Below are 15,093 nucleotides of genomic sequence, written 5' to 3' on the forward strand. Positions count from 1 at the left end.
GAAGCAACGGATTCGCATTAAGGTGGGGAGTATGAGTCCCAAGCCCATGACCCGCCCCGGTGGGCGCAGCGCACGTGTGCAGGAGGCCGTCCACGCCGCGGTCCGTGAACTCATCGGTGAGGCGGGCCGCGAGGCGGTGACCGTCCCCATGGTCGCGGCGCGGGCCGGTGTGACGCCGTCCACGATCTACCGCCGCTGGGGCGATCTGCAGGAACTCCTGTCCGACGTCGCCGTCGAGCGGCTGCGCCCCGAGACCGACCCGGCCGATCTCGGGAGCCTGCGGGCCGACCTCGACGCCTGGGCGGAGCAGTTCCTCGACGAGATGGCCTCTCCGTCCGGGCGTGCCTACATCAGGGACGCGCTCCTCGGCGACCCGGACGGCACCAACGCCGGCCGGTGCTCCGCCTACGCCGCGGAGCAGATCGACGCCGTGCTGAGCCGTGCGGTCCGGCGGGGCGAGCCGGTGCCCGACACGGAGCTGGTGATCGACCGCGTCGTGGCGCCGATCATGTACCGCATTCTCTTCCGCCCCGGCGGGCAGGGTGCCGACTACGCGCGCGAACTCGTGACGAACGCCCTGCACCGCCCCTGACGCGTCGCGGGGCTCGATCGAGGGACGCCCGACTCCCGCGCTCCGGAGGAGGACCTTCCCTCCCGTCGGCTGCTCAGCCGCCGAGGGCGCAGGCGTCCCCGTTGAGCATGAACCGCGGTGGTGACGACGCGTCACCGGTGTGCTCGACGAGATAGCCGAGGGTGATGCTCGCGCCCGGAGCGATCGTGGCGTTGTGGGCGGCGTTGGCCGCCTCGATCGTGTTGCTCCCCTGGGTCAGGTCCGTGTTCCAGTCGGAGATGACGGTCTGTCCGAGAGCCAGCGGGAATTCGAGCGTCCAGCCGTTGACGGGTGTGGTGCCCGTGTTGGTGACGGTCAGGTCGACCGTCGTGCCCGTGCCCCAGGCCTTCACGGTGCGGTCCACCCGGCAGGTGGGTTCCTCCTGCGCGAACGACACCCGGTGCAGTCCACCGGGCAGGTCGTTGACCACGTAGAACTCCCCGTCGGCGGTCGCTCCGATCGACGTCACCTGGGTGGGCATCTCCCCGATCTCCGCCTGCTCGTAACCGCCGTCGCCGTCGGGGCGCAGGGCCCAGACCGTGGACGAGCAGTAGTCGGTGGCGATGTACGTGCCGCCGACCAGGTCGGCGTACTCCTCGCCCCGGTAGACGCGGCCGCCGATGACCGAGCAGCCGCCGGTGTACGGCGAGTACGTGAAGACCGGCTCGGTGTACGTCTCGCCGGCCTTGCAGTCGCCGCCCTCGAACTTCTCCAGTCCCTCGTAGCAGGACCAGCCGAGGTTCAGCCCTCCCTGTCCGGGGGCGAGGTGGTCGACCTCCTCCCACCGGCCCTGGCCGACGTCACCGATCCACAGCGAGCCGTCGGCATCGTCGAAGGAGAACCGCCACGGGTTGCGCAGCCCGTACAGCCAGATTTCCTCGCGGGCGCCCGGGGTGCCCACGAAGGGGTTGTCGCCGGGAACGCAGTAGGCGAGTTCGCCGCAGCTCCGGCTCACGTCGATACGCATGATCTTGCCGAGCAGGGTGTCCAGCCGCTGCGCGGCGCGGAGGGGGTCCGCGGAGCCGCCGCCGTCGCCGATGCTCCAGTACAGATCGCCGTCCGGGCCGAACGCGAGCTGGCCGCCGTTGTGGTTGCTGTTCTCGGCGTGCTCCTGCGCGAGCAGGACCTCCAGGCGGGACTCGTCGAGCCGGTAGCGGGCGAGGGTGACCGCGCCGTCCGGCAGCGCCGTGTACGCCAGGTACAGGTCCTGGCTGTCGGCGAAGTCGGGCGGGACGGCGATGCCGAGCAGGCCGCGCTCGTTGCCGGACTCGTCCACGGCCGACTTGATGTCGACGATCGGAGTGGCGGCCAGGCCGGTGTCCGGCCGGTAGACGCGGACGGTGCCGGACTTCTCGGCGATGAACAGCCGGTCCGTGCCGTCGTCGGGGGCGACGAGCGCGGTGGGCCGTTTCAGTCCGGAGGCTACCTGGGTGGTGGTCGCGCTGAGCGAGGGGAGGGGGACGGGAGACGTGGCTTCCGCCGCTCCCGTCCGGGGCGGCACGGTATCGGCGGCGGTGGCGGGGAGCGAGAGGGGAGCGGTCAGCAGGAGGGCCAGCAGAAGTGGCCCTGCCCAGCGGCGTCTTGACATGTATCGGCTCCAGAGAGGGGGGACGCTTGCGCAGCGGTGGTCTTCGCACATCGGTGGTGCTTGCACGCGGTGGCGGTTCCATGGAGAGCGAGCGCGGCCAGGCCGCGGCAGCATGGGAGCGCTCCCGCACCAGGCTGCTCGTCGCGGAACGGGGCGGCAACGCGTGATTGCGCCACCTTCACGCCGTGTGGCGCAGAAGCGACCCCGGTGGTGGGCCCGGGGCGTCCCCCGGCGCTACCGGCTGCTCGCGCCGAGAGTCCGCGCGAGCGCGTCGAGGGTCACGTCGACGACGGCACGCAGGTCCTCCGCGCCCGCCCCTGCTCTGCTCATGACGGCGAGGGACTGGTTCACGGCCGCCACGTGGACGGCGAAGGTCCCGGCCGTTCCGTCGTGCAGGCCGGCGGCCTCCATCGCGGCCCGTAGCCGGGTGCGCTGGAAGCCGACCGCCTCCTGCGCGCGCGCCGCAACGCCCGGACTCAGCACGGGTGTTGCCATGACGGACTGGGCCACCAGACATCCGTCGGGCAGGCCGGGGTCCGCGATGCGTTCCAGCGTGACCCCGAAGAACGCCCGCACGGCTGCGAGTGGCTGTTCGGCGGCGCAGGACAGTGCCGCATCGTACTTCTCCCCGTAACGCGTGGTGTAGCGCTCCAGGCAACGCGTGAAGAGCGCGTCCTTGTCGCCGAACGAGGAGTAGATGGAGCTGCGGTTGAGGCCGGTCGCCCGGGACAGGTCGTCCACCGAGGTGGCGGCGTAGCCGGCCCGCCAGAACTGGATCATCGCGGCGTCCAGCGCCGTGCCGATGTCGAACCGCTTCTTCCCCGCCATGCCGCACCTCCCTGCTGCCGTGTTTCCGTGCCGCACCATTTTATCTTGAACCGAACAGTTCAAGATGGGCTAGGCTCGGCGCATGCTCTCGCGTTCGACGGAGAAGATCCATGGCTGACCCCGTACTCACCGCCCGCGTCCCCGGCCGCACGGTCCACGACCTGCCACTGCGCGATCTGCCCGGCTTCGACCACCGCTGGGTGGACGCGGAGGGTGTCCGCCTTCATGTGGTCGAGGGCGGTGATCCGAACGGCCCGGCCGTCGTGCTGCTCGCCGGTTTCCCGCAGAGCTGGTGGGCATGGCGAAAGGTGATGCCGGTTCTGGCCGGGCGGTCCCACGTCATCGCGATCGACCTGCCGGGCCAGGGCCACTCCGAACGGCCGGACGGCAGCTACGACACCCACACGGTCGCCGCGTACGTCCACGGCGCGGTGAAGGCGCTCGGAGTTTCGACGTACTGGCTGGTCGCCCACGACATCGGTGCGTGGGTCGCCTTCTCCCTCGCCCTGAAGTACGAGAGCCGGCTGCACGGGCTCGCGCTGCTCGACGCCGGCATCCCGGGCATCACACTCCCCGACGCCGTCCCGACCGATGCCGAGGGGGCCTGGAAGACCTGGCACTTCGCGTTCCATCTCGTGCCCGACCTGCCCGAGACGCTGCTCGCGGGCCGTGAACGCGAGTACGTGGGCTGGTTCCTGAAGGCCAAGTCCCTTTCCCCCGGCACCTTCGACGACTCCGAGATCGAGCAGTACGCCGCGGCCGTCGCCGCCGAGGGCGGACTCCGTGCCTCCCTGGCCTACTACAGGGATGCCGCCGAATCGGCGCGGAGGAACCACGAAATCCTTGAACGACAGCACCTGAGGGTGCCGGTCCTCGGCATGTCCAGCAGTCACGGCTCCATTCCTGACATGGCGGCGTCCATCAGGCCTTGGGCACCCGGCGCCACGGGGGTCGTCGTGCGGGACGCCGGACACTTCATCCCGGACGAACAGCCCGACGCCGTCGCTGCCGCTCTGGCCGGTTTCATGGCTGACCACCGGACGGGCGAACCCGCGCGGTCACCGCGCCGGTAGGGGGGGGCGGCCCCTCTCGCGGGAGGGAACCGCCCCCGAGGCTTCAGCCCTTGGGGGCCATGGCCGGCGGGGCGGCGTCGACGCCCCAGTTCGTCGGCTTGCCGGAGAGCTTGATCTTGATCGTGCCGGAGCGGAGCAGGTCCTCGTGAGAGACCCAGCTGCGGCGCAGCTTGCCCTTGTCCGTGCCCACGGAGGACACGTACTGGAGCTTCGACGCGCTCGCGCCCGGTGCCTCGATGCTGATCCTGCGTCCGTGCTCAGGCCGGATCTCGACCTTCTCGAACATAGGCGCGCTGACGATGTAGTTGGCGGAACCTGGCTGGGCCTCGAAGACGCCGGCCATGGCGAAGACGAGCAGCGACGAGGTGGAGCCGAGGTCGTCGTTGCCGGGCATGCCGTAGGCGTTGTCGGTGAAGAGCGTCCGCATCGCGCGCAGCACGGCTGAGGTCTTCCACGGTGCGCCGGTCCAGGAGTACATCCACGGCGCGTGGAAATCGGGCTCGTTGTTGGGATTGAAGGCGAAGTTGTTGTGGTAGTCGTACGCGCCGGTCACCCATGACTCCGAAGCGGCCTTCGCCGGGTCGGCGAGCACGGTCGGCATGTCGAAGAACGTGTCGAGCCGCTGCTCGGCCTTGGCCTGACCGCCCATGAGACCGAAGAGGGTCTGGGGGTCCTGCTGGGCGAGCCACTGGTACTGCCATGCGGTGCCCTCGTGGAACGCACCGGGCTGGGTGGGGTCGGGGTCACCGGCGACGGTGCCGTCCGCGTTCCTCGTGACGGGGAACCCAGAGAAGCCCTGCGAGGTGACGTCGGTGTCCCAGAGCTTGGTGAAGTTCTCGCAGCGCGGGGCGAGAGCCGCGGCCTTGTCCTTGTAGCCGAGGTCGTCGGCCATCGTGGAGAGCGCGCAGTCCGCGAGCGAGTACTCGAGCGTGGCCGACCCCGCCTGGCGGCTGTCGCCGTACAGGTAGCCGGGCAGGTCCTGGTAACCGACCCAGCCGTTCTCCACGTACGTCGGGTTGCCGTCACGGCCGCGGAAGGCCGACTGATCCGAGGGGAGTTCGTTGACGTTCTTCCAGAGTGCGTCGAACAACTGCCGCGAGGTGCGGTCGTCGAGCAGGCCGCGGTTGTGGATGTCCACGATCCACGGGGTGACGGGATCGCCGCTCATCACGTTGGTCTCGCCGTTGCCGAGCGCCCAACGCGGGAGCCAGCCGCCGTCCTGGTGGATACGCAGCACGGACCTGGCCATGTCCGCGGCCTTGTCCGGGTGCAGCAGGGCCACCAGCTGGTTCTGCGAGCGGTAGGTGTCCCAGAGCGAGAACATCTGGTAGTACGTGGCATCCGCGCGGTGGACCTTGTCGTCGAAGCCGCGGTAGCGGTTGTCGACGTCGGACCCGATCGACGGGTGCAGCAGCGAGCGGTAGAGCGCGCTGTAGTAGGTGCGCTGGTCGGCGGTGCTTCCGCCTGCCACGCGCATGCGGTTCAGCTCGTCCTGCCAGGCGTCGTGCGCGCCGGTCCGGGCCTTGTCGAACGACTTCGGCTGCTCGGCCCGGCGGTTGAGGCGCGCGCCGTCGACCGAGGTGTAGGACAGGCCCACCGATGTACCGACCTGATCACCCTCGGCCGGGTCGAAGGTCAGCCAGGCGCCGGCGCGCTTGGTGCCGCGCGACGCCTCGCGCCGGTTCGGAGTGAGGGTGCCGTCGGACCAGGTGCCGAACTTCGAGAACTTCCGGTCGAACTTGGCGCTGAAGAAGATCCGGTAGCGCTCCTTGCCGGTCTCACCGCAGAAGTTGCCGCCCTGGAGCCAGCCTTCCACGGTGTCCCGGCCGACCACCTTGATGTCCCCGGCGTAGGTGCTGCCGTTGCTCTCGCCGGCCTCGATGAGGACGTTCTCCGGTCCCGATCCGGCGGGGAAGGTGTAGCGGTGCTGGCCGGTGCGCTCCGTCGCGGCGAGCTCGGCCTGGATGCCGTTGTCGAACTTCACGCCGTAGGAGCCGGGTGCGCGGGTCTCGTTGTCATGGCTGAACTTCGCACCGTACTGCGCCGGGTCGGACGACGTGACCGCACCGGTGGTCGGCATGAACCGGAAGTTGCCCATCGTCTGACAGCCGATGCCGGAGAGGTGTGTGTGGCTGAAACCGAGGATGGTGTCCTGCGCATAGTCGTAGGACGCGTACTTGTTCAGCTGCGTGTCGGGGCTCAGCTGCACCATGCCGAACGGGGCGGCCGCGCCCGGGAAGGTGGTTCCGTCACCGTTGTTGCCGATCGAGGTGTCGACGAGCGTGGTGGGGTCGGCGGCGAACTTCGGTCCCTGCTCCCTGGCGTCGGCGACGCCGGAGGTGACGGAAAGCGTGGCCAGGGTGGTGGTGATCAACAAGGCGGTGAAGGTGCGCTTCAGCACTCTCATCCCGGTCCTCTCGTACGACAACGTTGTCAAATTCGAGCTCGATGATCCTTTCCCTTGCGACACCTGTCCGTCAACCCATCGTTGCTCACGTCCGGTCACCCGTGGTGCGGGTTCGGATTCGGTTATTTCGGCGCACGACCGCAGTGCCTGCTCGGGGTACCGGCCCGCGGGTGCGCGTCAGCTGGAAGGCGCGCCGATGGCTGTCGCGTGCTCAGCCGCGGCCGGGGCCGGAGACCGCTGCCGCCCCCGCTCCACAGGGGGCCGTTACCATCCCCTGTGACCGAAACAGCCGAACAAGGTGTATCCCGCACCCGCATACTCGCCGACCTGACGCCGCTGCGTTCCTCCCCGGACTACCGGCGGCTCTGGTTCGGGAACACCGTCTCCTGGATCGGGCAGGGCATGACGGCGCTGGCCGTCTCCCTCCAGGTCTACGACATCACCGGGTCCGCGTTCTCCGTCGGGCTGATCGGTCTCTGCTCACTCGTCCCGCTGGTGCTCCTCGGTCTGTACAGCGGAGCCGTCGCCGACACCGTCGACCGGCGCAGACTGGGGCTCTTCAGCGCCACCGGGTCGTTCCTGCTCTCCCTCGTGCTGGCCGCGGTGACCTTCGCCGGGGTCGAGCACGTGGGGCTGCTCTACACGGTCGTCGCCCTCCAGGCCGTGTGCTTCGCGCTCAACTCCCCGGCCCGGAGCTCGATGATCGCCCGGCTGCTCCCGGCCGAACAGCTGCCCGCCGCCAACGCGCTCAACGCCATGACGTCCACCACCGGCGGCCTGGCAGGCCCGATGCTCGGCGGCCTCATCGTCGGCTGGTGGGGCTACCGGGCGGCGTACACCGTCGACGCCGTCACCTTCACGGCCTCGCTGTACGCGATGTGGCGGCTGCCCTCGATGCTGCCCGACCGGGCCGCGGGGGAGAAGGGCGCCCGGCGGGCGTCCGTCATGGACGGCCTGCGCTTCCTCGGCACGAGGCCCAATCTCCGGATGACCTTCTTCACCGACCTGAGCGCCATGGTGCTCGCCCACCCCCGTGCCCTCTTCCCCGTGGTCGCCGTGGTCTGGTTCGGCGGCGACGCGAAGACCACCGGACTCCTGGTCGCCGCCCCGGCGCTGGGGGCGCTGCTGGGCAACGTCTTCTCCGGGTGGCTGGGCCGCGTCCACCGGCACGGGTTCGCGGTGCTGATCGCCGTGGCCTGCTGGGGCGGAGCCGTCGCCGTGTTCGGGCTCACCCGGCAGCTCTGGCCCGGGCTGGTCCTGCTCGCACTGGCCGGGTGCGCGGACTCCGTCTCGATGGTCTTCCGCAACACCATGCTCCAGGCGGCCGTGCCGGACGACATGCGCGGCCGGCTGCAGGGCGTGTTCATCGTCGTCGTGGCGGGCGGCCCACGACTCGGGGATCTCGTGGCCGGCTCCGTGGCCGACCTGACCTCACCGGCCGTGGCGGTGACCGGCGGCGGCATCGCGTGCGTGCTGGTGGTGTGCGTGCTGGGGCTTCGCTGGCGCGGCTTCGCCCGGTACGACGCACGCGATCCGCAGCCGTAGGGGCCGGGGGACCGGTCAGGAGGCGTCCGTGACGCCCGGCATCTCGCCCCCGGTCGTCGTGGGGTCGAACAGCGAGAACACCGCGCCCTGCGGGTCCGTCAGGGACGCGAACCGGCCGAACGGGATGGTCATCGGACCGAAGCGGAGCTCCGCCCCGAGCGACTTCGCCTTCTCCACCGCCGCGTCGCAGTCGGCCACGCCGAAGTAGACGTTCAGATGGGCCGGCACCTGGGGCGGGAACTCCTCACCCATCTTCATCCGGCCGAGCACCGGGTCGGCGCCCAGGTCGTAGAGCGAGAAGTCGATCGCGTCGTCGTCCAGCTGCTTCACGCCGTATCCGAAGACGGACCGGAAGAAGGAGTCAGCCTTCGCCGGTTCCCGGGTGTAGATCTCGGCCCAGGCGAAGGCGCCGGGCACCACCCGGGCCTCGAAACCTTCGTGGCTGCCGGCCTGCCACACCCCGAAGGCCGCCCCGCCCGGGTCGGTGGCCAGCACCATCGTCCCGAAGTCGCCGACCTGCATCGGCTCCACCAGCACCTGGCCCCCGTACTCGCGGATCTTCGCGGTGGTGGCGGCGGCGTCCGGTGACGCGAGGTACAGACACCAGGCGTTCGGTGCCTCCTGGCCGGGCATGGGAGGCGACAGCGCGGCGACCGCCCTGCCGTCCACGTGGGCCTGGGTGTAGTCGCCGTACTCCGGCATCGAGTCGGTGTACGTCCAGCCCAGGAGCTCACCGTAGAAACGTTTCGCCCCTTCGAGGTCGCCGAACGTGCCGTCGGCCCAGCACGGAGTGCCCTCGGATTCTGCGGCCATGACTCGGACCCCTCTTCACTCGGCGGATGGTCCTTTCTGTCACGCTAGCCAACCGTCGCCCGAGCGGCGCGCCGAGCGCGTCTCAGCCCTCCGGCCCGGCGGGGCCGACCACTGAACGGGCCACTCCGAGCTCCACCAGGTCCTGGGGGCGCAGCCGGAGCTGGTCGGCGGTGGGCCGCACCTCGTCCGGGCCGCGCTTCAGGATGGCCGCCGCCAGTTCGGGCGCGATCACCGAGAAGTAACTGTCCGTCGTGACATGGGTGTTGTCCGGCGCGGCCAGCGCCAGCGCCCCGCCGGAGCCGCCCTCGCCGATCACGAGCGTCGTCACGGGGACCCGGGCCCCGGCGACCGCCGCGAAGGCGTCGGCGATGGCGGCGCCCGCGCCCGCCCGTTCCGCCTCCGCGTCGTTGGCGGCGCCAGGGGTGTCGATCAGGGTCAGCACGGGGAGACCGAGCCGGTCAGCCATCCGGATCACCCGGGCCGCCGTACGGTAGCCCGCCGGGCGGGTCGCGGTGCCGCACTGCGCGGCGTACGCGACGGGGCGCCCGGCGTGCAGACCGACCCCGCAGAGCAGCCCCGGGTCCCTGCCGCCGCACCGGTCGCCGTTCAGCGGCAGCCGGTCCTCGAAGTACGCGTCCAGATAGGCCTCGGCCCGTGGCCGCGCCGCCGCCCTGGCCTGCTCCACCGCGTCCCAGCCGGTCGCCGGCAGCCCCGTGGCCGACAGCGCGCCCGGCACCGGGGCGGCCCGCACCGGCTCCGCGACCGTCAGCGCGGCCAGCCAGCGGCCCAGCGTCCCCGGCAGCTCCTCCGGCGTGACGACCGCGTCGACCTGGCCCGCGGCGAGCTGCCCCTCGGCGGTGTACGCGTACGGATCCGCGTCGGCGGGCCGCACCCGGGAACCCGCGAAGCCGATCTGCGCACCGGGCAGCGCCAGCACCACGTCGGAGCCCGCCCCCACGGTGGCCCATCCGCCCCCGGTCGTCGGATCCCGGAGCACCGCGATCTGCGCCAGCCCCTCGGCCCTCAGCCGCGTGGACGCGCGGGCCACCCGCTGAAGCTGTATGAGCGCGATCATGCCCTCCTGCATCCGGCTGCCCCCGGTGGCGACGAGGGAGACGAGCGGCAGCCTCCGCTCGCCCGCCAGCGCGTACGCGGCTTCCAGGCGGTCACCGGTGTGCCCGCCCAACGAGCCGCCCAGGAAGCCGAATTCGAACGAGACGAGGACGCACTCCCGGCCGCCGACGACGGCGGTCCCGTACAGGACGGACTCCTCCTCGCCGGTCCGCGCCGAGGCGCGCGCCCTGGACTCCGCGTAACCGCTCCAGCCGAGCGGGCCGTCCGGCGGGACGGGCCGCTCGGCCGGACGGTGTTCCGTGAAGCTCCCGGTGACCGCGGCGATCGCCTCCCGCGCCGACAGGCGGGCGCACGTGGGGTCAGACACCGAGCGACCTCTTCATGATCTTGCCCAGCTCGTTCCGGGGCAGTACGTCGAGGTAACGGACGACGCGCGGGCGCTTGTGCGGGGCCAGCAGATCCGCCACATGGTCCGCCAACTCCCTCTCGCCCGGGGGCGATCCGGGGTCGGCCGGCACCACCCAGGCGACGATCCGCTCGCCGAGGTCCGCGTCCGGCTCACCGGTGACGGCCGCCTCCCGGACACCGGGGTGGTCGAGCAGGGCGTTCTCGATCTCTCCCGCACCGATCTTGTAGCCGCCGCTCTTGATGAGGTCGGTGGCCTTGCGTCCGACGATCCGCACATAGCCGTCGGGGTCGACGGTGGCCATGTCGCCCGTACGGAAGAACCCGTCCTCGGTGAAGGCGGCGGCCGTGGCGTCCGGGCGGTTCAGATAGCCGGTGAAGAGGTTCGGGCCGCGCACCTGGATCTCGCCGATGGACGCGGTGTCCTGGAGCACGGTGCCGTCCTCCTCGACGAGCCTGAGCTCCACGCCCGGCAGGGGCGGGCCGACCGTCCCGGCGCGCGGTGCCCCGTCGGCCCGTACGCCCGTGTTCATCAGGGTCTCCGTCATCCCGTACCGCTCGATGACCCTCCGGCCGGTGGCGGCCGCGATCCGTTCGTGGTCGTGGACCGGCAGCGCCGCCGAGCCCGAGACCAGCAGCCGGGCGCCCGCCAGGGCCTTCGCGAGGTCGCCGGCCCCGGCCGGACCGTCCAGGGCGCCTGCCAGCCGGTGGTACATCGTGGGCACCCCGAACAGCATCGTCCCCCCGGAGCGCAGCTCCCGGGCCACCCCCTCCGCCGAGAACCGGCCGAGGTGGCGCACGGAGCCGCCCCGGCGCAGCGGGCCGAGGATGCCCAGGATCAGCCCGTGCACATGGAACAGCGGCAGGGCGTGGACCAGGACGTCCTCGCCGGTCCACAGCCAGGCGTCCTCCAGCGCGTCCAGCGTCGCGGCGATCGCCCGTCGGGGCAGGACGGCGCCCTTGGGCGGGCCCGTCGTGCCGGAGGTGTAGACGACCAGCGCGGGGGAGTCCGCGGAGGGCTCGGGGAGGCCGGCCTCCGCCGAGCGGGCGGCCGTGTCGACATCCAGCCGCTCCGGACCGCTCAGCGCGGACGGCAGTACGTCGTCCGCCCCGGCCAGCACCACCGAGGGCGCGCTGTCGGCGGCGATGTGCGTGAGTTCCCGCTCGCCGGTCTTCGGGTTGAGCGGCACGGCGGGCACCCCCGCCCGTAGCGCCGCCACGACGGCGACCACCGTCTCCGGGGTGGCCGTGGCCCAGACGGCGACGCGTCCCGCTCCGGAGATCCGGGCGGCGAGGGACGCGGACGCCTCGTCCAACTGTGCGTAGGTCAGGACGTGTTCGCCGAACCGGACAGCCTCGGGGGAGTCCGTCCGGCCGGACGCTCCGCGCAGCGCGGGCAGAAGAGAGGTCACCTGGGGAAGCCTAGGCCGTTTCCGTGAAGTCCCGAAGAGGGCCGTCAGCCGTCGCGCCGGATGGTCCGCATCCGGCCGTAGGCGTAGACGGCGCCCGCCAGCGCCAGGTCGGAGAGCAGCATGAAGCCGATCGAGTACGAGTCCTTCGCGCTGTAGATCGCTCCCATGACCAGCGGCGGCACGAACCCGCCGAGCCCGCCCATCGCGCCGACGATGCCGGTCACGCTGCCCACCTTGGCCTGCGGGGTCACCTGCGAGACCAGGGCGAAGACGCTTCCGCTCGCGGTGCCGAGCCCGGCCGCCATGCAGAGCAGCGCGACCGTGCCGAGCGGATTCAGCGGGGGGTCGAAGGCCTGGACGATGGCCATCAGCGCGGCCAGCAGCAGAGCCCCGGCCGTGACCAGGGCGGGGTGGACCCGGTCCGACAGCCAGCCGCCGATCGGCCGGAAGATGACGGTGACCAGGGCGAATCCCGCCGCCTTGGTGCCCGCCTCCGTCGGTGACATCTCGTACCAGGTCTTCAGATACGTCGGCAGATACACCCCGAACGCGACGATGCCGCCGAAGCCGATCGCGTACAGCGCGGACAGCTCCCAGGTCACCCGCAGCCGGCTCGCCTCGCCCAGCCGGTGGGCCAGCGAGTCCGCCGGGATCTTGCGCTCCGGGTGGTCGGTGATGAGGGCCGCGGCGAGCAGCGAGTAGACGAGGAGCGCGCCGGCGACGATCCAGAACGGCAGGTTCTCGCTGTGCTTGGCGATCCTCGGCGTGAAGTAGCCGGACAGCGCGACACCGCCCATACCCATACCGAACACGCCGAGCGCGAGACCCCGCTTCGCGGGCGGGAACCAGGAGTTGACCAGAGGGATGCCGATCGCGAACGTCGTACCGCCGAGCCCGAGCAGGAAGCCGACTGCCAGCATCGCCCCGTAGGAGTCCTTCGCGGGGATGAGCAGCAGCACCGGGACGATCGTGAGGGCCGAGACGACCGGGAACATCAGCTTGGCGCCGAACTTGTCCGTCAGCGCGCCCGCCGGGATCCGGCCGAGCGAGCCGACGAGCACGGGCACCGCCACCAGCAGCGACTGCTGGAAGGAGCTCAGACCGAGCCGCTCCTTGAAGTCACCGGACAAGGGGGAGATCAGGTTCCACGCCCAGAAGGTGAGCGTGAATCCGATCGTGGCCATGATCAGGTTCCGGTAGGCGGCGGCGGACTGTTTCCGGTCCGGGGCGGGGGCCTGCTTGGCGGTTGTCTCCACACCGCAAGTCAAGGGCGGAGGGCAGGGCGCGGCACGGTGGGCTGCGCCATCCGGGTAAGGCCGTCGCACGGCAGACGCCCCATGGGCGGAGGGCCTCCCGGCGGCCCCGGGACGGGCCTCTCACCCGCCGTTTCCCGCCCCGAGCTGCGACAATCACCGGTATGGACCGGTTGGACAGAGAGATCCTCGGCATTCTCCAGGAGGACGCCCGGATCTCGTACCGCGATCTGGGCGTGCGCGTGGGACTCAGTGCCAACGCGGCGGGTGACCGCGTGCGCCGGATGCGCCGCCACGGGGTGATCCGCGGTTTCACGGTGATCGTCGACCCGGCCGCCGACACCCGCTCCGGCCTCGTCGTCTTCATCGACGTGTCGTTGCGTCTCGACACGACGAACGAGGAGTTCGAACGCTCGGTGCTGACCCTGCCCGGCATCACCGAGGTGGTGCACGTGACGGGCGGCCACGACTACCTCGTACGCGCCACCGCGGCCGACCCCGGCTCCCTGGACACGCTGCTGCGACGGCTGAAGAAGGACGCGGGCGTCGCCCACTCCAACACCCGGATCGCCCTCAGAGCGGCACCTGCCAAGTGACGGTCCGTGACCGTTCGCCGTCCTCGGCGCGCCCGTTGTCCGCGACCACCAGCCGCACCGCCGCACGCCCGTCGGGCAGCCGCGCCGTCGCGTCGACCTCGACCTCGACGGCCGACACCCCCGCCCGCCGGTGCGCGGCCGCCAGCGCGCCGCGCAGCACGTCGAGCAGTTCGCCGTCCACAGGTTCCCTCACGAGGGCGTCCACCGCGCCGGTGAACTGAACCGACGGCTGGAAGCCGAGCACCGCCGCCGCTCCGCCCGTCTCGCGCAGGACCCGGCCGCGGAAGGTCGTGGGGGCCTCGGCCGGCGGCTGCTGGAGCGCGAAGATCGCGGTCCTGACCTCCTGGATCGTGGAGTCCAGTTCGTCGACCGCGTGTCCGAGCAGCTCGGCGGTCCCGGTGTCGCCCGCCAGGTCCTTGCGGCGGGTCGACTCCAGCATCATCTCCGTCGCGAACAGCCGCTGTACGACGAGGTCGTGCAGGTCCCGGGCGATGCGGTCGCGGTCCTCGTAGACCGCCAGCTGCTCCCGGTAGTGCTGCGCGTCGGCCATCACCAGGGCCAGTGCCGCCTGGGAGGCGAACTGGGAGGCGAGCAGCCGGTCCATCGCCGTGTACGGGGCCTCACCGCGCCGCCGGGGGAGGGCGAGCGTGCCGATGAGCCTGCCCCCGTTCTCCAGGGGCAGCATCATGCTGGGGCCGAACCGGGACCGTACGGGCGTCGTCATCCGGTCGTCCGTCGCGGAGTCCTCGATGAAGACCTCCTCGCCGCCCAGCAGCTGCACGAGGACGGGGGAGCCCGGCTCGATGGCGGTGCCGACGAGGCCGGCCGGATCGTCCAGCGTGGAGGCGGCGACGATCTCCATCCCGCCGCCCGGGGTCGGCTGGAGGATCACCCCGGCCGCCGCGCCGGCCAGCACCCTGGCCCGCTCGGCGACGGTCGTCAGGGCGTCCGTCGTGCCCGCTCCGGTCAGCAGCGCCCGGGTGACGGCCGCCGCGCCCTCGATCCAGTGCTCCCGCTGCCGTGCCGCCTCGTACAGATGGGCGCCGCTGATCGCCGCGGCGGCCTGGGAGGCGAGCAACCGCAGCAGCGCCGACTCGGTGTCCGTGAAGCGCCCCGGCTGCCCGGCTGTGAGGCAGAGGCTGCCGAGCACCTCGGTGTGCACCCGGACGGGCGCTCCGAGGAAGGAGCGCATCGGGAGGAGCGGCTCCGGAAGGGTGCGGGGGTGCGGACCGGCCGTCAGATCGTCGACGCGTACGGCCTGGGCCTCGTCCACGAGGGCCCCGAGGATGCCCGTACGCCCGTCCAGGAGCGGGCTCGCGGCGCGGCGTTCGCCCTCGGAGAGGCCGGTGGTGAACAGGTCGGTGACATGGCGGTCCTCCCCGTGGAGGAGGGCCAGGGCGCCGTAGCGCGCCCCGGCCAGCGCCGTCGCGGTGTCCACGATGTGCTGGAGGGTGGTCCGCAGGTCGAGATCCGTCCCGTCCACCGGCGA

General features: G+C 71.6%; 12 protein-coding genes. 4 read left to right on the forward strand and 8 right to left on the reverse strand.

Annotation, left to right across the window (positions count from 1 at the left end):
* Nucleotides 1-31 precede the first annotated feature (31 nt).
* Nucleotides 32-592, forward strand: a complete 561-nt coding sequence (locus tag ACIQM3_RS15235) for a TetR/AcrR family transcriptional regulator (protein ID WP_401623878.1) — start codon at nucleotides 32-34, stop codon at nucleotides 590-592.
* Nucleotides 593-665: 73 nt separating this feature from the next.
* Here the strand turns inward: ACIQM3_RS15235 and ACIQM3_RS15240 are convergent, their stop codons facing one another.
* Both ACIQM3_RS15240 and ACIQM3_RS15245 read right to left on the reverse strand, forming a co-directional pair.
* On the reverse strand, nucleotides 666-2,198 hold the full coding sequence (locus ACIQM3_RS15240; protein ID WP_401623880.1) for a PQQ-dependent sugar dehydrogenase: 1,533 nt from the start codon (nucleotides 2,196-2,198) through the stop codon (nucleotides 666-668).
* Between the two features lie 234 nt (nucleotides 2,199-2,432).
* Complete coding sequence (locus ACIQM3_RS15245; protein ID WP_401623882.1) at nucleotides 2,433-3,026, reverse strand: TetR/AcrR family transcriptional regulator; 594 nt, start codon at nucleotides 3,024-3,026, stop codon at nucleotides 2,433-2,435.
* 110 nt (nucleotides 3,027-3,136) lie between these two features.
* Here ACIQM3_RS15245 and ACIQM3_RS15250 point away from each other — a divergent pair, with 110 nt between their 5' ends.
* Nucleotides 3,137-4,099: an alpha/beta fold hydrolase gene (locus tag ACIQM3_RS15250; protein ID WP_401623884.1), complete on the forward strand. Its 963-nt coding sequence runs from the start codon at nucleotides 3,137-3,139 to the stop codon at nucleotides 4,097-4,099.
* A 43-nt stretch (nucleotides 4,100-4,142) separates the two neighbouring features.
* Here the strand turns inward: ACIQM3_RS15250 and ACIQM3_RS15255 are convergent, their stop codons facing one another.
* Complete coding sequence (locus ACIQM3_RS15255) at nucleotides 4,143-6,506, reverse strand: GH92 family glycosyl hydrolase (RefSeq protein ID WP_401623886.1); 2,364 nt, start codon at nucleotides 6,504-6,506, stop codon at nucleotides 4,143-4,145.
* Between the two features lie 276 nt (nucleotides 6,507-6,782).
* Here ACIQM3_RS15255 and ACIQM3_RS15260 point away from each other — a divergent pair, with 276 nt between their 5' ends.
* Nucleotides 6,783-8,051, forward strand: a complete 1,269-nt coding sequence (locus tag ACIQM3_RS15260) for an MFS transporter (RefSeq protein WP_401623888.1) — start codon at nucleotides 6,783-6,785, stop codon at nucleotides 8,049-8,051.
* A gap of 15 nt (nucleotides 8,052-8,066) precedes the next feature.
* On the opposite strand, the gene ACIQM3_RS15265 is transcribed toward ACIQM3_RS15260, so the two are convergent.
* The 4 genes from ACIQM3_RS15265 to ACIQM3_RS15280 form a co-directional block, all read right to left on the reverse strand.
* Nucleotides 8,067-8,864: a VOC family protein gene (locus ACIQM3_RS15265; protein WP_401623890.1), complete on the reverse strand. Its 798-nt coding sequence runs from the start codon at nucleotides 8,862-8,864 to the stop codon at nucleotides 8,067-8,069.
* Nucleotides 8,865-8,946: 82 nt separating this feature from the next.
* Nucleotides 8,947-10,305, reverse strand: a complete 1,359-nt coding sequence (locus tag ACIQM3_RS15270; RefSeq protein WP_401623892.1) for a carboxyl transferase domain-containing protein — start codon at nucleotides 10,303-10,305, stop codon at nucleotides 8,947-8,949.
* Nucleotides 10,298-11,755, reverse strand: a complete 1,458-nt coding sequence (locus ACIQM3_RS15275; protein WP_401623893.1) for an acyl-CoA synthetase — start codon at nucleotides 11,753-11,755, stop codon at nucleotides 10,298-10,300. Before ACIQM3_RS15275 ends, ACIQM3_RS15270 begins: the two co-directional genes overlap by 8 nt.
* 44 nt (nucleotides 11,756-11,799) lie before the next feature.
* Nucleotides 11,800-12,939 carry an MFS transporter gene (locus tag ACIQM3_RS15280; protein ID WP_401624363.1) on the reverse strand — a complete coding sequence of 380 codons (1,140 nt, stop codon included), beginning with the start codon at nucleotides 12,937-12,939 and terminating at the stop codon, nucleotides 11,800-11,802.
* 233 nt (nucleotides 12,940-13,172) lie between these two features.
* Between ACIQM3_RS15280 and ACIQM3_RS15285 the strand changes: the two genes are divergently transcribed.
* Complete coding sequence (locus ACIQM3_RS15285) at nucleotides 13,173-13,604, forward strand: Lrp/AsnC family transcriptional regulator (protein ID WP_401623895.1); 432 nt, start codon at nucleotides 13,173-13,175, stop codon at nucleotides 13,602-13,604.
* Here the strand turns inward: ACIQM3_RS15285 and ACIQM3_RS15290 are convergent.
* Complete coding sequence (locus tag ACIQM3_RS15290; RefSeq protein ID WP_401623897.1) at nucleotides 13,582-15,087, reverse strand: GAF domain-containing protein; 1,506 nt, start codon at nucleotides 15,085-15,087, stop codon at nucleotides 13,582-13,584. The genes ACIQM3_RS15285 and ACIQM3_RS15290 overlap by 23 nt on opposite strands.
* Nucleotides 15,088-15,093: the final 6 nt, after the last annotated feature.

Source organism: Streptomyces sp. NPDC091271 (assembly GCF_044757505.1).
GTDB lineage: Bacteria > Actinomycetota > Actinomycetes > Streptomycetales > Streptomycetaceae > Streptomyces.

What these genes read in the sequence shown, in the direction of transcription:
- ACIQM3_RS15235 (WP_401623878.1), top strand. Translation starts at nt 32, where the DNA reads ATGAGTCCCAAGCCCATGACCCGCCCCGGTGGGCGCAGCGCACGTGTG.
- ACIQM3_RS15240 (WP_401623880.1), bottom strand. Translation starts at nt 2,198, where the DNA reads ATGTCAAGACGCCGCTGGGCAGGGCCACTTCTGCTGGCCCTCCTGCTG.
- ACIQM3_RS15245 (WP_401623882.1), bottom strand. Translation starts at nt 3,026, where the DNA reads ATGGCGGGGAAGAAGCGGTTCGACATCGGCACGGCGCTGGACGCCGCG.
- ACIQM3_RS15250 (WP_401623884.1), top strand. Translation starts at nt 3,137, where the DNA reads ATGGCTGACCCCGTACTCACCGCCCGCGTCCCCGGCCGCACGGTCCAC.
- ACIQM3_RS15255 (WP_401623886.1), bottom strand. Translation starts at nt 6,506, where the DNA reads ATGAGAGTGCTGAAGCGCACCTTCACCGCCTTGTTGATCACCACCACC.
- ACIQM3_RS15265 (WP_401623890.1), bottom strand. Translation starts at nt 8,864, where the DNA reads ATGGCCGCAGAATCCGAGGGCACTCCGTGCTGGGCCGACGGCACGTTC.
- ACIQM3_RS15280 (WP_401624363.1), bottom strand. Translation starts at nt 12,939, where the DNA reads ATGGCCACGATCGGATTCACGCTCACCTTCTGGGCGTGGAACCTGATC.
- ACIQM3_RS15285 (WP_401623895.1), top strand. Translation starts at nt 13,173, where the DNA reads ATGGACCGGTTGGACAGAGAGATCCTCGGCATTCTCCAGGAGGACGCC.